We start from the raw sequence: 17,719 nt of genomic DNA, 5'->3' as shown, positions 1-17,719 counted from the left end.
ATTTTCCACTATTTCAAAAAAACATCGCCCGCAGCAATCGGCATAATCCTGCCTTGACCGGTATCGAGCATCAACAGACCATTATCATCAATATCGACAAAAAGCCCGGAAATGGATCGGTCGGGCAAATTAACCGTAATCTTCTCGCCGATGCCGCAAGCGACGTCGCGCCAGCGCGCGGTGATTTCACGAATGCCCCTGCCGCGATCCCATGCATCCAGGACATCCGCCATCGCGGCGAAAAGATGCGCGAACAGTTCCTCCGGCGATGCCGCGCTCCCCTGATCCCTGAGGCAGGTGACCGGATAGATCGGTTTTTCCGGCATGACCGTGACATTGATGCCGATGCCGATCACGATCGCCTGTCGACCGTCGGGCAGCGCCTCCCCTTCCAGAAGAATGCCGCAGGTTTTCTTGCGGCCGATCAGGATGTCGTTGGGCCATTTGACCTCGACCGGCTCCGAGCCCGGAGGCAGGACAGAACGAACAGCGCGATGAACCGCAACCGCAACCGCAAGCGGCAGCGAGGCCAAACGCTCGGCGGGAGCCGGATCGATCAAAAGAAGGGAGGAATAGAGATTTCCCGGCTCGGAAACCCAGGGGCGTCCCCTGCGGCCACGGCCCCCGGTCTGTCTGCCGGCCGTAATCCAGAGGCCGCCGGGATCCCCGGCCCGCGCACGGGCCAGGCATTCGCTGTTGGTAGAGACAGTCTCGATAAGAGACTCATGCCGGAAGTTGCCGAGCGATGCCCCGCGTCCCGTCGCAACCGTCATCAAAACAGTGTCGCTGCGGCGAGTTCAGCCGCACCACCGAGCGGACCGCCGATAAGCACATAGGCAACGACGAAGAGACCGGAAAGGCCGAAGACCAGCCGCAGTTCACCGGAAACCCGCCCGAATTCGCCAGTGGCCTCATCGAACCACATAAGCTTGATGACGCGCAGATAATAGTAGCAGCCCACGACCGATGCGAGGACACCGATGATAGCCAGCGCATAGAGCTTTGCTTCGATCGCTGCGACGAACACGAAATACTTCGCGAAGAAGCCGGCAAGCGGCGGAATGCCAGCAAGCGAGAACATCAGCGCCGTCAGCACGGTCGCCATGAAGGGATTGGTCGTCGAAAGACCGGCGAGGTCATAGACATCTTCCACCACGGTCCCGTCGTTACGGCGCATGGACATGATGATCGCAAAGGTGCCGAGCGTCATGACCATGTAGATGACCATGTAAAGCATGACACCGGTAACGCCGGTCTGGTTGCCGGCGGCGAGGCCAACGAGCGCATAGCCCATGTGGCCGATGGAGGAATAGGCCATCAGTCGCTTGAAGTTGCGCTGTCCGATCGCTGCAAAAGAGCCGAGAACCATCGAGGCAATCGAGATGAAGGTGATGACCTGCTGCCAGTCGGCGAGGACCGGCTGGAAAGCTGTGATCACGATACGGGTCAGCATCGCCATGGCGGCGACCTTGGGTGCGGCAGCCAGGAATGCGGTAACCGGCGTCGGCGCGCCTTCATAGACGTCCGGAGTCCACATGTGAAACGGAACGGCGGAAATCTTGAATGCAATACCGGCCAGGATGAAGACGAGCCCAAAGACCACCCCGAGCGAACGGACGCCATCGACGGACAGCGCCTGGGCGATCGCCTGGAAGGCGGTATGGCCGGTGAATCCATAGACGAGCGACATTCCATAAAGCAGCATGCCGGAGGAAAGCGCACCGAGGACGAAATATTTCAAACCGGCTTCCGTCGAGCGCACGCTGTCACGGTTGATGGCAGCGACGACATAAAGCGCAAGCGATTGCAGCTCAAGCGACAGGTAGAGCGATATCAGATCGTTTGCCGAGATCATCAGCAGGATGCCGAGGGTCGCCAGAACCAGCAGGACGGGAAACTCGAAACGGTCGAGTTGATCCGCCCGGGCCCGACCGATCGTCATGATCATTGCGACGATGGAGCCAACCAGCGCCACCACCTTCATGAATCGGGAGAAACCGTCCGCCAGGTAGGCACCGCCATAGGCAAGCCCCTCGCCCGGCACGAAGATCAGCCACAGGCCGGCAGCGATCAGGACGACGATCGCAAGGCCGGTCACCGTCGGGCCGGTGCGTTCGCCGGAGAAGACGCCGATCATGAGCAGGACAAGGGCTCCGACCGCGAGGATCAGTTCCGGCGCGGAAAGATGCAGGCTTGCGAGAATTGTTTCAGCGGTCATGTCCAAAAGGTCCTGTCATCATTTCATCGAGAGCGCAACATCATGCGCTGCCTGCAGGGCGGCCGTGTAATTATTGACCACCAGATCCACCGAAGCGGCCGTCGCGTCGAAGATCGGCGCCGGATAGATGCCGAAGAGGATCGTCAGCGCAATCAGCGGATAAAGGATCAGCTGTTCGCGCGGCGAGAGATCAAGCAGCGCCTTGAGCTTTTCCTTTTCCAGCGCACCGAAGATAACGCGACGATAGAGCCAGAGCGCATAGGCGGCCGACAGGATCACGCCCGTCGCGGCAAAGAGCGCGACCCAGCTATTGACGCGGAAGACGCCGATAAGGGTCAGGAATTCGCCGATGAAGCCGGAGGTGCCCGGAAGGCCGACATTGGCCATGGTGAAGACCATCATCGCCACGGCATATTTCGGCATATTGTTGACGAGGCCGCCATAGGCCGTGATCTCGCGGGTGTGGGTGCGGTCATAGACGACGCCGACGCAAAGGAAGAGCGCGCCGGAGACGATACCGTGCGAGAGCATCTGGAAGATCGCTCCCTGCACACCTTGCTGGTTGGCGGCGAAGATCCCCATCGTCACGTAGCCCATATGCGCGACCGACGAATAGGCGATCAGCTTCTTGATGTCGTCCTGCATCATCGCAACCAACGAGGTGTAGATGATCGCAATCACCGACAGAGAGAAGACCAGCGGCGCAAAGAATTCCGACGCGTTCGGGAACATCGCCAGCGAGAAGCGGATAAGACCATACCCGCCGAGCTTCAACAGCACGCCTGCCAGGATGACCGAGCCAGCGGTCGGAGCCTGAACGTGTGCATCCGGAAGCCAGGTATGGACCGGCCACATCGGCATCTTCACAGCAAAGGAGGCGAAGAAGGCCAGCCATAGCCAGATCTGGAGCTGCGGCGGGAACTTATAGGCCAGAAGCTGGGTAATGTCGGTCGTGCCTGCCTGCCAGTACATCGCCATGATGGCGAGCAGCATCAGCACCGAACCGAGCAGCGTGTAGAGGAAGAACTTATAGCTTGCGTAGACGCGATCCCTACCACCCCAGACACCGATGATGAGGAACATCGGAATGAGGCCCGCCTCGAAGAAGACGTAGAAGAGTACGATATCGAGCGACACGAAGACGCCGACCATCATGACCTCGAGGATCAGGAAGGCGATCATGTATTCCTTGAGCCGCTTCTCCACCGACAGCCAGCTCGCGAGAACACAGAAGGGCATCAGGAACGTGGTGAGAATGATGAAGAGGAACGAGATGCCGTCGACGCCGACGTGATAGCCGATGCCGGTACCGAGCCAATCGTGCTTCTCGATCATCTGGAAGCCCGGATTAGCGCTGTCGAAGCCGACCCAGATGAAGAGCGATACGACGAAGGTGAAGACCGTCGTCAGCAGCGAGATGTTCAGGACGTTGCGGCGACCGTTTGCGCTCTCGCCGTTTGTCAGCAGCAGAAGCACCACGCCGACGAGCGGCAGGAAGGTGACCGTTGAAAGAATGGGCCAATCGGTCATCAGAAGGAACTCCCGAGCATCATCCAGGTAACGAGCGCGGCAATGCCGAGCAGCATCGCAAACGCATAGTGGTAAAGGTAGCCGGTCTGCAGGCGGACCACGCGGTTGGTGACGTCGACGACACGGGCGGCAACACCGTTCGGACCGAGGGCATCGATAACGCCGATGTCACCCTTCTTCCAAAGGAAGCGGCCGAGTGATTTGGCCGTCCGGACGAAGAGGAAATCGTAGAGCTCGTCGAAGTACCACTTGTTGAGCAGGAACTGGTAGAGCACGCGATGCTGCTGCGCGAGGATGCGCGGCGTCGACGGTGACCTGATGTACATGTACCAGGCGATCACGAACCCAAGCAGCATGGCGATGAAGGGGCTCAGTCCAACCCAGGCCGGAACGTGATGGAACTCTTCCACCAGCTCGTTCTCGGCGCCGGTAAAGAGCGCGCCTTTCCAGAACTCGGCATATTCCTCGCCGTAGAAGCGGCCCTCGAAGAGCCAGCCGGCGAAGATGGCACCCAGCGCCAGGAGGGCGAGCGGCACCAGCATCACCTTCGGCGATTCGTGAACATGATGCATGACCTCATGCGACGCACGAGGCGCGCCGTAGAAGGTCATGAAGATCAAACGCCACGAATAGAAGCTGGTGAAGAGAGCCGCAACGACCAGGAGCGTAAAGGCGAAGCCGGCCATTGCCGAGTGCGACGCATAGGTCGCCTCGATGATGACATCCTTCGAGAAGAAGCCAGCGAAACCAAAGGGCGTGAAGGGTATGCCGACGCCGGTAATCGCCAGCGTACCGACGACCATCATCCCGAAGGTCCACGGGATGTGCGGACGCAGGCCGCCCATGTGGCGCATATCCTGCTCGCCATCCACAGCGTGGATCACCGAGCCGGCCCCGAGGAAGAGCAAAGCCTTGAAGAAAGCGTGGGTGAAGAGGTGGAAGATAGCGGCACCATAGGCCCCTACCCCAAGGGCGACGAACATATAGCCAAGCTGCGAGCAGGTCGAATAGGCGATGACGCGCTTGATATCGTTCTGCACGAGACCCACCGTGGCCGCGAAGAAAGCGGTGACGGCACCGATGAAGGTCACGACGGTCAGCGCATCCGGTGCCAGCTCGAAGAGCGGCGACATGCGCGCAACGAGGAAGACACCCGCGGTAACCATGGTCGCGGCATGGATCAGGGCGGAGACCGGCGTCGGACCTTCCATGGCGTCCGGCAGCCAAGTGTGCAGCAGGAACTGCGCCGACTTACCCATCGCGCCCATGAAGAGCAGCAGGCAAGCGCCGGTCAATGCATGCGCCTTGTCGAGCTGCATGCCGAATAGATTGAGCACGACCTCGCCCGCCTGACCGCCCTCAGGGGCAGCAAAGCTCTGGGCATTGGCGAAGATCGTATCGAAATTGATCGCGCCGAAGAGGACGAAGAGGCTTGAGATGCCAAGGATGAAACCGAAGTCGCCGACACGGTTGACGATGAAAGCCTTGATTGCCGCCGCATTCGCCGACGGTTTCTTGAACCAGAAGCCGATCAGAAGGTAGGAGGCAAGACCGACGCCTTCCCAACCGAAGAACATCTGAGCCAGGTTGTCCGCCGTCACCAGCATCAGCATCGCGAAGGTGAAGAGCGAGAGATAGGCAAAGAACCGCGGACGATGCGGATCGTGATGCATGTAGCCGATTGAATAGATATGGACCAAGGTCGAGACCGTATTGACGACGATCAGCATGACCGCGGTCAGCGTATCGATGCGCAGCGACCACGAGACGTCGATGCCACCCGACTGAATCCAGCGCAGAACTTCGACCTTGATCGGTCCTTCACTTTCGGTCCCCATGGCGACGTTGAAGAAGACGATCCAGGAGAGCACGCCGGCAATGATCATTAGGCCGCAGGTGACATATTCAGACGCCTTGGCGCCGATGCTGCGGCCGAACAGACCGGCGATGATCGCACCGATCAGAGGAAGAAAGACGATAGCCTTATAGATCAACATGAGCTGCTCAGCCCTTCATCATATTGACGTCTTCAACCGCGATCGAACCGCGGTTGCGGTAGAAGACAACGAGAATTGCAAGACCGATGGCCGCTTCAGCGGCGGCGACCGTGAGAATGAAGAGGGCAAAAACCTGGCCGACAATATCATTCAGGAAGGATGAGAAGGCGACCATGTTGATGTTGACCGCCAGAAGGATGAGCTCGACCGACATCAGGATGATGATGACGTTCTTGCGGTTCAGGAAGATACCGAAAACGCCGAGCGTGAAGAGAATGGCGCTGACCGTCAGGTAGTGGGAAAGTCCGATGACCATGTTGCTGTTCCTTGACCTTGCGCCTGTCTCAGATGCCTTGTCCCGGCTTGACTGTGACCACCTCGACGGCGGTCGCGGGCGTGCGGGCAACCTGTTGTGGGATATTCTGCCGTTTGATGTGCGTGCGGTGTCTCAGCGTCAGCACGATCGCGCCGATCATCGCGACGAGCAGCACCAAACCGGCGATCTGGAAGAAGTAGACGTAGTTCGTGTAGAGGACGTCGCCGAGTGCGGCAGTGTTCGTCCGCTCCGTCAGTGCCGGAATCGGCATGGCGACGGACTTGGCGATCTCGGGCGAGATCACGCTGCCGCCGACAACCACGATGAGCTCGGCCGCAAGGATCAAACCGATCAGGGCGCCGATCGGCGCATATTCGAGGACGCCCGCGCGCAGCTCCGTGAAGTCGATATCGAGCATCATCACCACGAAGAGGAAGAGCACTGCGACAGCGCCGACATAGACGACCAGCAGGATCATCGCGAGAAACTCGGCGCCAAGCAGCAGGAACAGGCCCGCAGCATTAAAGAACGTCAGGATCAGGAACAGAACCGAATGGACCGGATTCCGTGCCCAGATGACCATGAACGCCGACGCCACCGCGACAAAGGCGAAGAGATAGAAAAAAAGAGCCTGCAGACCCATGTTGGTGCCTTCTTCATCTTCCCCCGGGCAGCCGGGAGTGTCCCTGCCCGATGGAGCTTCGCCCGATTTCGTTGACAAAGCTCCGTTGGATATTGACCGTAGCAACGCGCCGAACGCTTCTGCTACGGCATTTCAATCAGATCAGCGATACGGCGCATCCATCGCCATGTTGCGAGCGATTTCACGCTCCCACCGGTCGCCGTTCTCCAGAAGACGCGCCTTGTCGAAGTAGAGCTCTTCACGCGTTTCCGTCGCAAATTCGAAATTCGGCCCCTCGACGATGGCGTCGACCGGGCAAGCTTCCTGGCAGAAGCCGCAGTAGATGCATTTTACCATATCGATGTCATAGCGCACCGTACGGCGTGTGCCATCGTTGCGCCGCGGACCGGCTTCGATGGTGATCGCCTGTGCAGGACAGATCGCCTCGCAAAGCTTGCAGGCAATGCAGCGCTCCTCACCGTTCGGATAGCGGCGAAGGGCATGTTCGCCCCGGAAACGCGGACTGACCGGCCCTTTTTCGAAGGGATAATTGATCGTCGCCTTCTGCTTGAAGAAATAGCGCATCGACAAGAAGAACGCGCCGACAAATTCCTTGAGGAACAGCGAGCTGACGGCGTTGGAAAGACCAGCCATCTTCAACCTCCAAATCTGCTGGAAACCAGGGTCGGCATCATCATACCCCCGTCAGTTTCAGCACGAATGCAACGATGACGACCATGGCGAGCGACAGCGGAAGGAAGACCTTCCAGCCGAGGCGCATGAGCTGGTCGTAGCGATAGCGCGGCACGAAAGCTTTGACCATGGCGAACATGAAGAACACCAGGCATGCCTTCAGCATGAACCAGATGATGCCCGGGACCCAGTTCAGGATCCAGATATCGACCGGCGGCAGCCAGCCGCCCAAAAACAGGATCGTGGTCAGCGAGCACATGAGGACGACGGCCGCGTATTCGCCGAGCATGAACATCATGTACGGCGAGGAACCATATTCGACCATGAAGCCGGCGACGAGTTCCGATTCCGCTTCAGGAAGATCGAAGGGCGGACGGTTCGTTTCTGCGAGCGCCGAAATGAAGAACACGACGAACATCGGGAAGAGCGCCAGCCAGTGCCAGTCGAGGAAGGACGGAGGCAGGCCAAGCATGGTGCCGAGGCCGTTATGCTGCGCATTGACGATATCGGTCAGGTTCAGGGAACCGACGCAAAGAAGCACGGTCACGATCACGAAGCCGATGGAAACTTCGTAGGAAACCATCTGGGCAGCCGACCGAAGTGCTCCAAGGAACGGATACTTTGAGTTCGATGCCCAGCCACCCATGATGATGCCGTAGACTTCAAGCGATGAGATCGCGAAAATATAGAGGATGCCGACATTGATGTTGGCGATCACCCAGCCGTCGGCCAGCGGTACGACGGCCCAGGTCGCAAGCGCAAGAAGCACGGTGACAAGCGGGGCAAGCAGGAACACCGTCTTGTTGGCGCCGGCCGGAATGATCGGCTCCTTGAAGACGAACTTCAGAAGATCCGCAAAGGACTGAAAGAGGCCGAAAGGACCGACCACGTTCGGACCGCGGCGAAGCTGCACGGCAGCCCAGATCTTGCGGTCCGCAAGAAGGATATAGGCGATGAAGATCAGCAGGCAGACCAGAAGCAGAAGCGACTGACCGATCATGATGATCGCCGGCCAGACATAGGTCGAAAAGAAAGAATCCATGGTCCCTGCCTTTACTCTGCCGCAGCCTTGAAGTTGTTGCGGGCCAGTGCGGAGCACTCGGCCATGACTGCCGACGCACGCGCTATCGGGTTCGTCAAATAGAAGTCTTTGACCGGCGACGCAAACCCGGATTTGTTCATCTTGCCGGCTTTTTTCGCCAATGCGGCAATTTCAGCGCTGTTGCTTTCCATGATTTCATCGACCACGGCGAAATGCGGATGCGCCGCATAGAGCTTGGCGCGCAATTCGCTCAGCGAATCAAAGGGAAGCTTCTTGCCAAGCACGTCCGAAAGAGCGCGAATGATCGCCCAGTCCTCGCGGGCATCGCCCGGCGCAAAACCGGCACGGTTGCCTATCTGGACGCGACCTTCGGTATTGACCCATGTGCCCGACTTTTCGGTATAGGCGGCGGCCGGCAGGATAACGTCGGCATGGTGCGCGCCATTATCACCATGCGAACCGATATAGACCGTGAATTTCGCCGCCTTGCGGCTGAAGTCCAGCTCATCGGCGCCGAGCAGGAACAAAACGTCCATCGTCGTCAGCATTTCCGCTGCGTTGACGCCCTTGGCACCCGGGACAAAGCCGAGATCGAGGCCGCCGACGCGCGACGCCGCGGTATGAAGGACAGCAAAGCCGTTCCAGTCCTCGACGATTGCGCCGACGCTGACGGCCAGCTTTGCTGCGCTTGCCAGTACGCCAGCTCCATCGGCACGGGTAAGCGCGCCCTGGCCGATGATGATCAAAGGATTCTTGGCTTTCTTCAAAACGTCCGCAAAAGCATGGCCGCCGTCGACCAGATCCTGCAGTGTGTCCGGACCAGCGCCGAGATAGCTGTATTCGTAGCGCAGTTCGCCGCCTTCGCCGATGACACCGATCGGGAAATTGCCCCGGCGCCAACGCTTGCGGATACGGGCATTCAAGACGGCCGCCTCGAAGCGCGGGTTGGCGCCAATGATCAGGAGTGCGTCGGCCTGTTCGATGCCGGCGATGGCCGGATTGAAGAGGTAGCTTGCACGGCCCAGTGACGGATCAAGTGCCGCCCCATCCTGGCGACAGTCGAGATTGGTCGATCCCAGTGACTTCACCAGTTCGGAAAGAGCATACATTTCTTCCACGGAGGCGAGATCGCCTGCGATTGCGCCGATCTTGTCACCGGTTGACCCGGCAACAGCCGCCTTGATCGCGCCGAAGGCCTCGGCCCAGCTTGCAGGCTGCAGACGGCCGTCACGGCGGACATAGGGACGATCGAGGCGCTGGGTCTTCAGACCATCCCAGATGAAGCGGGTCTTGTCGGAAATCCATTCCTCGTTGATCGCATCGTTGACGCGCGGCAGAATACGCATGACTTCGCGGCCCCGGGTGTCGACGCGAATGGCGGAGCCGAGCGCGTCCATTACGTCGATAGACTCGGTCTTGTTCAGTTCCCACGGACGGGCGGTAAAGGCGAAGGGCTTCGAGGTGAGTGCGCCGACCGGGCAGAGATCGACGACATTGCCCTGCAGCTCAGAGGTCATCGCCTGCTCGAGATAGGTGGTGATCTCGGCATCCTCGCCGCGACCGATCAGGCCGAGCTCGGAGATGCCACCGACTTCCGTCGTGAAGCGAACGCAACGCGTGCAATGGATGCAGCGGTTCATCACGGTCTTGACGAGCGGACCGATATATTTGTCCTCGACGGCGCGTTTGTCTTCCTGATAGCGAGACGTGTCGATACCGAAGGCCATGGCCTGGTCCTGCAGGTCGCATTCGCCGCCCTGATCGCAGATCGGGCAGTCGAGCGGATGGTTGATCAGCAGGAACTCCATCACCCCTTCGCGAGCCTTCTTGACCATCGGCGTGTTGGTAAAGACTTCCGGCAGTTCGCCATTCGGGCCACCGCGGATATCGCGCACACCCATGGCGCAGGAAGCCTGCGGCTTCGGTGGACCACCCTTCACCTCAACGAGGCACATGCGGCAGTTGCCGGCCACCGACAAACGCTCATGGAAGCAAAAGCGCGGGACTTCGGCACCGGCTTCCTCACACGCCTGGATAAGCGTGTAGTGATCCGGGACTTCGATCTCTTTACCGTCAATCTTCAGTTTTGCCATCGTCCACTCAATCCTATGTACCGTCCGCCGCCTGAGGTAGCAGCAAACAATTTCATTCTCGCAACACCGCCCGCGCCACAGCGGCATTTCCTGCCGCGCCGGATCCCGGCATTGCTCACAATCGCATCGTTGGCGCCCGCCGCTGCTCGACCGTGTCGCATCCCCTCCCCGGCTGCATCCTGGTCAGCCGGAAAGAGCCTTCATTTTTTTGTCCTGTCCTTTATCGCGAATGCCTTGGCCTGTCCGATCCAGTCATCCCGTGAGATGCGACCATTGAACCCGAGCTCGTCGTCCAGCCGGGCAACATCGGCGTCCGTCCAGGATGCGATATCGAGAAAGGTGCGGATGCCCCTGTCGTTCAATACCTGCTGCAGCTTCGGACCGATGCCGGAAATCATCTTCAGATCATCCGCTTTGGCGGACTTTCGGGCACGGGGCGCGGTCGCCGCCGAGGCAGGAACGGAGATCTCGGCAGCCTTCGCCTTGGCCGATACGGTCCGGCGTACCGGCTTGACCTTCTGCGAGACAGCGGGCTTCAGCCTCTCCATCTTCGCCTCAACATCCCTGGAATTCACCTCAGTCAAGATTACGGCTGCTTCGGCCTTTGCGTTCTGATTTTCCAACGCGATCGCAAGCTTCTGCGCCGCCTCGACTGCACCCTGCACGGCCCCCAGAAAGGCGCCAGCCATCTGCGAGGAGAGGCCCAGGCCGATCGCGGTTGCAGCGGCGATAGCTGCGGCCGGATGCGTCATCAGAGGATGAAGCGGCATGGCGGGCACAGCCTGCAACATATCCGCGGCAAGACGGCCAAGATCGGCCGATGCGTCGGCAATCCTTCCTTCCTGTACACGATCTGCTGCCTTTGTCGCCATGTTCCTACTCCGCAGCTTCCAGGACAGCCCCATGGGCCATTGCGTTGGCGGTATACTGGTCAATACGTGCTTCAATTTCCGGGCGGAAATTCCGGATCAGACCCTGAACGGGCCAGGCGGCGGCATCGCCGAGCGCACAGATCGTATGACCTTCGATCTGCTTCGTCACCTGGAAGAGCATGTCGATCTCTCGCTTCTGGGCATTGCCCCTCGCCATGCGCTCCATGACACGCCACATCCAGCCGGTGCCTTCGCGACATGGGGTACACTGGCCGCAGCTCTCGTGCTTGAAGAAGGCAGAAATGCGCGCGATCGCCTTGATGATGTCCGTCGACTTGTCCATCACGATCGCAGCCGCGGTGCCGAAGGAGGATTTCACCTCGCGCAGACCGTCAAAATCCATCGGGCAGTCGATGATGTCCTTTGCGGGCACGACCGGGCAGGATGCTCCGCCCGGGATGACGGCCAGCAGATTGTCCCAGCCGCCGCGGACGCCGCCGGCATGCTTATCCACCAATTCGCGGAAGGTGATGCCCATCGTCTCCTCGACCGTGCAGGGACGGTTGACGTGACCCGAGATCATGAAGAGCTTCGTGCCGACGTTGTTCGGGCGGCCGAAGGAAGAGAACCAGGCAGCACCGCGGCGCAGGATCGTCGGAGCGACCGCGATCGACTCGACGTTGTTGACGGTCGTCGGGCAGCCGTAAAGGCCCATATTGGCCGGGAACGGTGGCTTCAGGCGAGGTTGGCCCTTCTTGCCTTCCAGGCTTTCCAACAGAGCCGTTTCCTCGCCGCAGATATAGGCGCCTGCGCCGTGATGGACGAAAATGTCCATATCCCAGCCCAGCTTGTTGTTCTTGCCGAGCAGGCCGTAATCGTAGCACTCGTCGATTGCCGCCTGCAGGGCCTCACGCTCGCGAATATATTCGCCACGAACATAGATGTAGGCCGCATGTGCGCCCATCGCAAAGCTTGCGATCACGCATCCCTCGATCAGCGTATGCGGATCGTGACGCATGATGTCGCGGTCCTTGCAGGTGCCCGGCTCCGATTCGTCGGCGTTGACGACGAGGTAGTGCGGTCGGCCATCGCTTTCCTTCGGCATGAAGGACCATTTGAGGCCGGTCGGGAAGCCTGCGCCACCGCGGCCGCGCAAACCGGATTGCTTCATCTCGTTGATGATCCAGTCGCGGCCCTTTTCAAGAATCTGCTTCGTGCCGTCCCAGTGGCCACGGCTCATCGCGCCCTTCAGGGACTTGTCCTTGAGGCCGTAGATATTGGTAAAGATGCGATCCTGATCCTGTAACATGCTTCACCTCTTACCGCGGCTTCTTGCCGAAGACCTTGATATATTCCGCTTCGCCACCCTTGGCGAGCGCCTTGGCCTGCTTGACCCAGTCGTCACGCTCGATGCGTCCGCGGAAATTCAGATAGCCGTCGACCCATTCACGCTCGGCTTTCTTCCAACCAGCGACCTGTGCGAACGTGAAGATACCGAGTTCGTTCAACGTCGCTTCTATCTTAGGGCCGACACCCGAAATCATCTTGAGGTCATCGGGAGCTGCTGGCTTTTCGATACCCGCAGGACGATTCTTGTCGGAGAGCGACGGCTTTGGCAGAGCCGGAGCCGTTACCTTCGCATCGGATGCCAGGGCCGGCTTGCTCTCAGCCGTCGCCGAAGCCGACTGCTTTTCGGCGACCTTCACATTTTCCGCCGCAGCCTTCGGCTCCGTTGCCGGGGTCTTCAGCGCCGGATTGGTTTCCTCAGCATCGGTCTTTGCTCTTGCGGCATTCGACGGCGGCACCGGCGCCCCTTCCGCGGGAGCAGTTGCCGTATCGGCCTCGGCCTTCTTGGCTGCAGGCTTCGCCTTCTTCGGCTGCTCTGCGGTCAGCGTCGTCGGGCCGCCTTCAGGAGCGGAATAGATGCGATCGATCTGTGGACCGGGCGCGATATTGGCCCCCTTGCCTGCGGCAAACGCATCAATAATCGCCTCGAGACGTTCCGGCGTGAGATCCTCATAGGTATCCTTGCCGATCATGACCATCGGTGCATTGACGCAGGCGCCAAGACATTCGACCTCTTCCCAGGACAGCGTGCCCTCGGCGTTGCGCTCGAAAGGATGGGCATGAATCTTGCTCTTGCAGACCGACATCAGGCCTTCCGAGCCCCGCAGCATGCAGGGTGTCGTCCCGCACACCTGGACATGGGCGCGGCTGCCGACGGGGTGGAGTTGGAACTGCGTGTAGAAGGTCGCGACTTCGAGAACCCGGATATAGGCCATGTCGAGCATGTCGGCGACCTTTTCGATCGCGGCCTTCGTGACCCATCCATCCTGCTCCTGCGCGCGCATCAGCAAAGGAATGACCGCGGATTGCTGGCGCCCCTCGGGATATTTCTTGATCGTCTTTTCCGCCCAGATCGCATTTTCGTCGTTGAAGGCGAAAGCGCCAGGCTGGAATTGATCTTCGGCTAGTCGACGAACGGACATTCTTTCACGCCTTATCTCAGTTTATGGAGCCACACCGCGTATTCGTCAGCGACGAAAATTCGCAGGCATAGGCCGACTGGTCTTTCTGCATAAACACAATGAACTTGCCGCCATTGGGAACAGCGGTCTTGATTTCGTAGCCCCTCGATACGAGGTCGGCCATGCTTGCCTCCGCTGCGGGCGCAGAAGCGTTGGCGCCGGACTTCGCCCCTCCCCCTTGGGAGAAACTACCGGACAACGGCAGTCCTTTGCCCGCTTCCTGAGCAAAAGCTCCGGATGTGGCAGCCAGGAGAGCAGCGAGGGCGACCAGCGCGACCTGCATCAGCGATCGACCTCACCGAAAACGATGTCGAGTGAACCGAGCACAGCAGCCACGTCAGCCAATTGATGGCCGCGGCACATGAAATCCATTGCCTGCAGATGGGCATAGCCGGGCGCCCTGATCTTGCAGCGGTAGGGCCTGTTGGTACCGTCGGAGACGAGAAAGACACCGAATTCACCCTTCGGAGCCTCGACGGCAGCATAAACTTCGCCTGCCGGAACGTGATAGCCTTCGGTGTAGAGCTTGAAGTGATGGATCAGCGCTTCCATCGACCGCTTCATCTCGCCGCGCTTCGGCGGAACGACCTTGCCGTCAAGAGAGGAGACCGGCCCGGTCTTGGCGTCACCCAGAAGGCGGTTGACGCACTGCTTCATGATGCGGACCGACTGCTGCATTTCGATCATGCGGATCAGGTAACGGTCGTAGCAGTCGCCGTTCTTGCCAATCGGGATGTCGAATTCGAGATCCGAATAGCATTCATAGGGTTGAGCGCGACGCAGGTCCCAGGCGGCACCCGAGCCGCGGACCATCACGCCGGAGAAGCCCCAAGCCCAGGCATCCTCCAGCGAGACGACGCCGATGTCGACGTTTCGCTGCTTGAAGATACGGTTGCCGGTCAGGAGATCGTCAATGTCATCGAGCGCCTTCAGGAAAGGATCGCACCAGTCGCCGATATCCTGAACGAGCTTTTCCGGCAGATCCTGATGCACGCCGCCGGGACGGAAATAGGCCGCATGCATGCGCGAGCCGGAGGCGCGTTCATAGAACACCATCAGCTTCTCGCGCTCCTCAAAGCCCCAGAGCGGCGGCGTCAATGCACCGACGTCCATCGCCTGCGTTGTGACGTTCAGGAGATGCGACAGGATGCGGCCGATTTCCGAATAGAGCACGCGGATGAGCTGACCGCGAATCGGGATTTCGAGACCGAGCAGCTTTTCAACGGCCAGGGCATAGGCATGCTCCTGGTTCATCGGCGCGACATAGTCGAGCCGGTCGAAATAGGGAACAGCCTGCAGATAGGTCTTGGTCTCGATCAGCTTTTCCGTGCCGCGATGCAGGAGGCCGATATGCGGATCGACGCGCTCCACAATTTCACCATCAAGCTCCAGCACAAGACGCAGAACGCCATGCGCGGCCGGGTGTTGCGGGCCGAAATTGAGATTGAAGTTGCGGACGTTATGTTCTGTCATGGCGCGCTCCGCGATCCGAGGAATTAGCCAATAGGCAATAGGCAGTAGGGCCTAGTTTAAAAAGTTCGATCATCTCGTTCATCCTGCAAACTGCGGATCAGCGACCTTAGCATTCTTCCAATTTCGTCACTCAGCTTCATCACGACTTCCAATTTGGAAGCGGAGAGGATTTCAACTCGTGCCGAAAGAATGAGATGCGTTTCCAATTCCTTCAGTGATCCCTGGGCGATCTTCAGATGCTGAACATATGAGCCTGTTACATTTCGACCGTGACCTTCCGCGATATTCGCCGCCACCGACCCGGCGGAACGTCGTATCTGAGAAACAAGCCCGTAAACTTCTTCTCTGGGAAAATCTTTGGTCAAACCATAACATTAGACCGCTAGATCCATGGCACGCTGCCACACCTTCAGATCCTGATAGGAATTAATCGTCGTCTGCCTGCTTCCTTCCTATTGGCTACTGCCTACTGCCTAAATCCTACCGCTTCGCCTTCTCATCGCCCGGCAGCACGTATTCCGTGCCTTCCCAGGGCGACATGAAATCGAAGTTGCGGAATTCCTGCTTCAATTCGACGGGTTCGTAAACCACACGCTTTGCCGCATCGTCGTAGCGCACTTCCACGAAGCCGGTGGTCGGGAAGTCCTTACGGAGCGGATGGCCTTCGAAGCCGTAGTCGGTCAGTATGCGGCGCAAGTCCGGGTGTCCGGTAAACAATACGCCATACATGTCCCATGTCTCACGCTCGAACCAGTCCGCTCCGGGATAAACCCCACAGGCTGACGGCACGGGCTGATCTTCTCCCGTTGCAACCTTCACGCGGACACGGAGGTTCTGGCGCGGCGACAGCAGATGATAGACTACATCGAAGCGCTCCGGGCGCTGCGGCCAGTCGACACCGCAAATATCGGTCAAATTGACGAAACCACACCGCGCATCGTCACGCAGAAATGTCAAGAGAGCGATCAGATTCTCGCCTGACGTCGTCAGCGTGAGCTCGCCAAACTTCAATTCCGAGGAGGCAATCAGACCAGCACGCGTTTCCGCAAGGTAGGACGCCAGCTCGTTCAGGGCTTCACTCATATCTCTTGTCCTCTGCCCTTAACGTTCGATCGTGCCGGTGCGCCGGATCTTCTTCTGCAGCAGAAGCACGCCGTAAAGCAGCGCCTCCGCCGTGGGGGGACAGCCGGGTACATAGATGTCGATCGGAACGATGCGGTCGCAACCGCGCACTACCGAATAGGAATAGTGATAATAGCCGCCGCCATTGGCGCAGGAGCCCATCGATATGACGTAGCGCGGCTCGGGCATCTGGTCATAGACCTTGCGAAGCGCCGGCGCCATCTTGTTGGTCAATGTACCGGCGACGATCATGACATCGGACTGGCGAGGTGAGGCGCGCGGCGCAAAGCCGAAGCGCTCGACGTCGTAGCGCGGCATCGAAACCTGCATCATCTCGACGGCACAACAGGCGAGACCGAAGGTCATCCACATCAGCGAGCCGGTACGGGCCCAGTTGATCAGCTCATCGGTCGAGGTGACGAGGAAACCCTTGTCGGCGAGCTCGTTGTTGATCTCGCCGAAAAAGCTGTCATTGCTGCCGATCGGCTTGCCGGTCGCGGGATCAATAATCCCCTTCGGCTGCGGCGCAACGAGTGTCGCGTTCGGAGCTACTCCCATTCCAGGGCTCCCTTCTTCCATTCATAGATAAATCCGACGGTCAGCACGCCGAGGAAGACCATCATGGACCAGAAGCCGAACCAACCCAGATCGCCGAAGGATACGGCCCAGGGAAAGAGGAATGCGACCTCGAGATCGAAGATGATAAAGAGAATCGACACGAGATAGTAGCGGACGTCGAACTTCATGCGGGCGTCGTCGAATGCGTTGAAGCCGCACTCATAGGCCGACAGCTTTTCCGAATCGGGCGCCTTGAAGGCGACTGCGAACGGTGCGATCAGCAGAGCCAGACCGATCACCAACGCAATACCAATGAAAATCGCTATCGGAATATAGGAACTGAGCAGTTCAGTCATCATGTTCTTCCTTGCTTGCCAAAGCGCCGGGCGGCGCAAATGGGCAAATGCCCAGCAAGCGATCGTGCGTTGCAACATGCCGTGGTTAGCGCAGCCAGAGCCACGGCGCAAGACTTTTAAGAAAGCCAATTCGAAGGTACCGGCGCGACATTATCAAGCAGATGCAACGATGTCGCGACAAATCCGCAGAAGCGCTCTGAAGCCGCATGACTGACCATCGGAAATTGCATGGCTTTTACTAGGGAATGGCGCGAGTGACGGGGCTCGAACCCGCGACCTCCGGCGTGACAGGCCGGCAC

18 protein-coding genes are annotated in these 17,719 nt (G+C 59.2%); all 18 read right to left on the bottom strand.

From position 1 onward, the window contains the following. Positions 1 to 8 precede the first annotated feature (8 nt). On the bottom strand, positions 9 to 773 hold the full coding sequence (locus tag AAE029_RS25345) for a biotin--[acetyl-CoA-carboxylase] ligase (protein ID WP_371075673.1): 765 nt from the start codon (positions 771 to 773) through the stop codon (positions 9 to 11). Further along, on the bottom strand, positions 773 to 2,218 hold the full coding sequence (gene nuoN / locus AAE029_RS25340) for an NADH-quinone oxidoreductase subunit NuoN (protein ID WP_371075672.1): 1,446 nt from the start codon (positions 2,216 to 2,218) through the stop codon (positions 773 to 775). The genes AAE029_RS25345 and nuoN overlap by 1 nt, the downstream gene beginning before the upstream one ends. 18 nt (positions 2,219 to 2,236) lie before the next feature. Next, positions 2,237 to 3,748 carry an NADH-quinone oxidoreductase subunit M gene (locus AAE029_RS25335; RefSeq protein ID WP_371075671.1) on the bottom strand — a complete coding sequence of 504 codons (1,512 nt, stop codon included), beginning with the start codon at positions 3,746 to 3,748 and terminating at the stop codon, positions 2,237 to 2,239. After that, a complete protein-coding gene (gene nuoL / locus AAE029_RS25330; protein ID WP_371075670.1) occupies positions 3,748 to 5,745 on the bottom strand; it encodes an NADH-quinone oxidoreductase subunit L in 1,998 nt (665 codons plus the stop codon). Before nuoL ends, AAE029_RS25335 begins: the two co-directional genes overlap by 1 nt. A gap of 7 nt (positions 5,746 to 5,752) precedes the next feature. After that, on the bottom strand, positions 5,753 to 6,061 hold the full coding sequence (gene nuoK, locus AAE029_RS25325) for an NADH-quinone oxidoreductase subunit NuoK (RefSeq protein ID WP_371075669.1): 309 nt from the start codon (positions 6,059 to 6,061) through the stop codon (positions 5,753 to 5,755). A 28-nt stretch (positions 6,062 to 6,089) separates the two neighbouring features. Next, entirely contained in the window at positions 6,090 to 6,704 is a 615-nt protein-coding gene (locus tag AAE029_RS25320; RefSeq protein WP_371075668.1) for an NADH-quinone oxidoreductase subunit J, read from the bottom strand. A gap of 141 nt (positions 6,705 to 6,845) precedes the next feature. Then, the gene (nuoI, locus tag AAE029_RS25315) at positions 6,846 to 7,337 is read right to left on the bottom strand and encodes an NADH-quinone oxidoreductase subunit NuoI (protein ID WP_371075667.1); all 492 of its coding nucleotides are present in this window, start codon (positions 7,335 to 7,337) and stop codon (positions 6,846 to 6,848) included. A gap of 40 nt (positions 7,338 to 7,377) precedes the next feature. Beyond that, on the bottom strand, positions 7,378 to 8,418 hold the full coding sequence (gene nuoH, locus AAE029_RS25310; RefSeq protein ID WP_371075666.1) for an NADH-quinone oxidoreductase subunit NuoH: 1,041 nt from the start codon (positions 8,416 to 8,418) through the stop codon (positions 7,378 to 7,380). An 11-nt stretch (positions 8,419 to 8,429) separates the two neighbouring features. Next, positions 8,430 to 10,511: an NADH-quinone oxidoreductase subunit NuoG gene (nuoG, locus tag AAE029_RS25305; RefSeq protein ID WP_371075665.1), complete on the bottom strand. Its 2,082-nt coding sequence runs from the start codon at positions 10,509 to 10,511 to the stop codon at positions 8,430 to 8,432. A 200-nt stretch (positions 10,512 to 10,711) separates the two neighbouring features. Continuing rightward, on the bottom strand, positions 10,712 to 11,383 hold the full coding sequence (locus AAE029_RS25300) for a 5' DNA nuclease (RefSeq protein WP_371075664.1): 672 nt from the start codon (positions 11,381 to 11,383) through the stop codon (positions 10,712 to 10,714). 4 nt (positions 11,384 to 11,387) lie between these two features. Next, on the bottom strand, positions 11,388 to 12,692 hold the full coding sequence (gene nuoF, locus AAE029_RS25295; protein WP_371075663.1) for an NADH-quinone oxidoreductase subunit NuoF: 1,305 nt from the start codon (positions 12,690 to 12,692) through the stop codon (positions 11,388 to 11,390). Positions 12,693 to 12,702: 10 nt separating this feature from the next. Next, a complete protein-coding gene (locus tag AAE029_RS25290; protein ID WP_371075662.1) occupies positions 12,703 to 13,872 on the bottom strand; it encodes an NADH-quinone oxidoreductase subunit E in 1,170 nt (389 codons plus the stop codon). Positions 13,873 to 13,888: 16 nt separating this feature from the next. Further along, positions 13,889 to 14,194 carry a hypothetical protein gene (locus AAE029_RS25285; RefSeq protein ID WP_371075661.1) on the bottom strand — a complete coding sequence of 102 codons (306 nt, stop codon included), beginning with the start codon at positions 14,192 to 14,194 and terminating at the stop codon, positions 13,889 to 13,891. Beyond that, on the bottom strand, positions 14,194 to 15,384 hold the full coding sequence (locus tag AAE029_RS25280; protein ID WP_371075660.1) for an NADH-quinone oxidoreductase subunit D: 1,191 nt from the start codon (positions 15,382 to 15,384) through the stop codon (positions 14,194 to 14,196). Before AAE029_RS25280 ends, AAE029_RS25285 begins: the two co-directional genes overlap by 1 nt. 56 nt (positions 15,385 to 15,440) lie before the next feature. After that, positions 15,441 to 15,749, bottom strand: coding sequence for a four helix bundle protein (locus tag AAE029_RS25275; RefSeq protein ID WP_371075659.1), 309 nt, complete (start codon positions 15,747 to 15,749; stop codon positions 15,441 to 15,443). A 115-nt stretch (positions 15,750 to 15,864) separates the two neighbouring features. Next, positions 15,865 to 16,467 carry an NADH-quinone oxidoreductase subunit C gene (locus AAE029_RS25270; RefSeq protein WP_371075658.1) on the bottom strand — a complete coding sequence of 201 codons (603 nt, stop codon included), beginning with the start codon at positions 16,465 to 16,467 and terminating at the stop codon, positions 15,865 to 15,867. Positions 16,468 to 16,485: 18 nt separating this feature from the next. Beyond that, positions 16,486 to 17,064, bottom strand: coding sequence for an NADH-quinone oxidoreductase subunit B family protein (locus tag AAE029_RS25265; protein WP_371075657.1), 579 nt, complete (start codon positions 17,062 to 17,064; stop codon positions 16,486 to 16,488). Then, on the bottom strand, positions 17,055 to 17,420 hold the full coding sequence (locus AAE029_RS25260; RefSeq protein ID WP_371075804.1) for an NADH-quinone oxidoreductase subunit A: 366 nt from the start codon (positions 17,418 to 17,420) through the stop codon (positions 17,055 to 17,057). The genes AAE029_RS25265 and AAE029_RS25260 overlap by 10 nt, the downstream gene beginning before the upstream one ends. Positions 17,421 to 17,719 lie beyond the last annotated feature (299 nt).

Origin of the sequence: Sinorhizobium sp. CB7, assembly GCF_041357635.1 — a bacterium.
Taxonomy (GTDB): Bacteria; Pseudomonadota; Alphaproteobacteria; order Rhizobiales; family Rhizobiaceae; genus Rhizobium.
This window is presented reverse-complemented; position numbering and strand designations above follow the sequence as displayed.

What these genes read in the sequence shown, in the direction of transcription:
- AAE029_RS25345 (WP_371075673.1), bottom strand. Translation starts at nt 773, where the DNA reads ATGACGGTTGCGACGGGACGCGGGGCATCGCTCGGCAACTTCCGGCAT.
- nuoN (WP_371075672.1), bottom strand. Translation starts at nt 2,218, where the DNA reads ATGACCGCTGAAACAATTCTCGCAAGCCTGCATCTTTCCGCGCCGGAA.
- AAE029_RS25335 (WP_371075671.1), bottom strand. Translation starts at nt 3,748, where the DNA reads ATGACCGATTGGCCCATTCTTTCAACGGTCACCTTCCTGCCGCTCGTC.
- nuoL (WP_371075670.1), bottom strand. Translation starts at nt 5,745, where the DNA reads ATGTTGATCTATAAGGCTATCGTCTTTCTTCCTCTGATCGGTGCGATC.
- nuoK (WP_371075669.1), bottom strand. Translation starts at nt 6,061, where the DNA reads ATGGTCATCGGACTTTCCCACTACCTGACGGTCAGCGCCATTCTCTTC.
- AAE029_RS25320 (WP_371075668.1), bottom strand. Translation starts at nt 6,704, where the DNA reads ATGGGTCTGCAGGCTCTTTTTTTCTATCTCTTCGCCTTTGTCGCGGTG.
- nuoI (WP_371075667.1), bottom strand. Translation starts at nt 7,337, where the DNA reads ATGGCTGGTCTTTCCAACGCCGTCAGCTCGCTGTTCCTCAAGGAATTT.
- nuoH (WP_371075666.1), bottom strand. Translation starts at nt 8,418, where the DNA reads ATGGATTCTTTCTTTTCGACCTATGTCTGGCCGGCGATCATCATGATC.
- nuoG (WP_371075665.1), bottom strand. Translation starts at nt 10,511, where the DNA reads ATGGCAAAACTGAAGATTGACGGTAAAGAGATCGAAGTCCCGGATCAC.
- AAE029_RS25300 (WP_371075664.1), bottom strand. Translation starts at nt 11,383, where the DNA reads ATGGCGACAAAGGCAGCAGATCGTGTACAGGAAGGAAGGATTGCCGAC.
- nuoF (WP_371075663.1), bottom strand. Translation starts at nt 12,692, where the DNA reads ATGTTACAGGATCAGGATCGCATCTTTACCAATATCTACGGCCTCAAG.
- AAE029_RS25290 (WP_371075662.1), bottom strand. Translation starts at nt 13,872, where the DNA reads ATGTCCGTTCGTCGACTAGCCGAAGATCAATTCCAGCCTGGCGCTTTC.
- AAE029_RS25285 (WP_371075661.1), bottom strand. Translation starts at nt 14,194, where the DNA reads ATGCAGGTCGCGCTGGTCGCCCTCGCTGCTCTCCTGGCTGCCACATCC.
- AAE029_RS25280 (WP_371075660.1), bottom strand. Translation starts at nt 15,384, where the DNA reads ATGACAGAACATAACGTCCGCAACTTCAATCTCAATTTCGGCCCGCAA.
- AAE029_RS25270 (WP_371075658.1), bottom strand. Translation starts at nt 16,467, where the DNA reads ATGAGTGAAGCCCTGAACGAGCTGGCGTCCTACCTTGCGGAAACGCGT.
- AAE029_RS25265 (WP_371075657.1), bottom strand. Translation starts at nt 17,064, where the DNA reads ATGGGAGTAGCTCCGAACGCGACACTCGTTGCGCCGCAGCCGAAGGGG.
- AAE029_RS25260 (WP_371075804.1), bottom strand. Translation starts at nt 17,420, where the DNA reads ATGACTGAACTGCTCAGTTCCTATATTCCGATAGCGATTTTCATTGGT.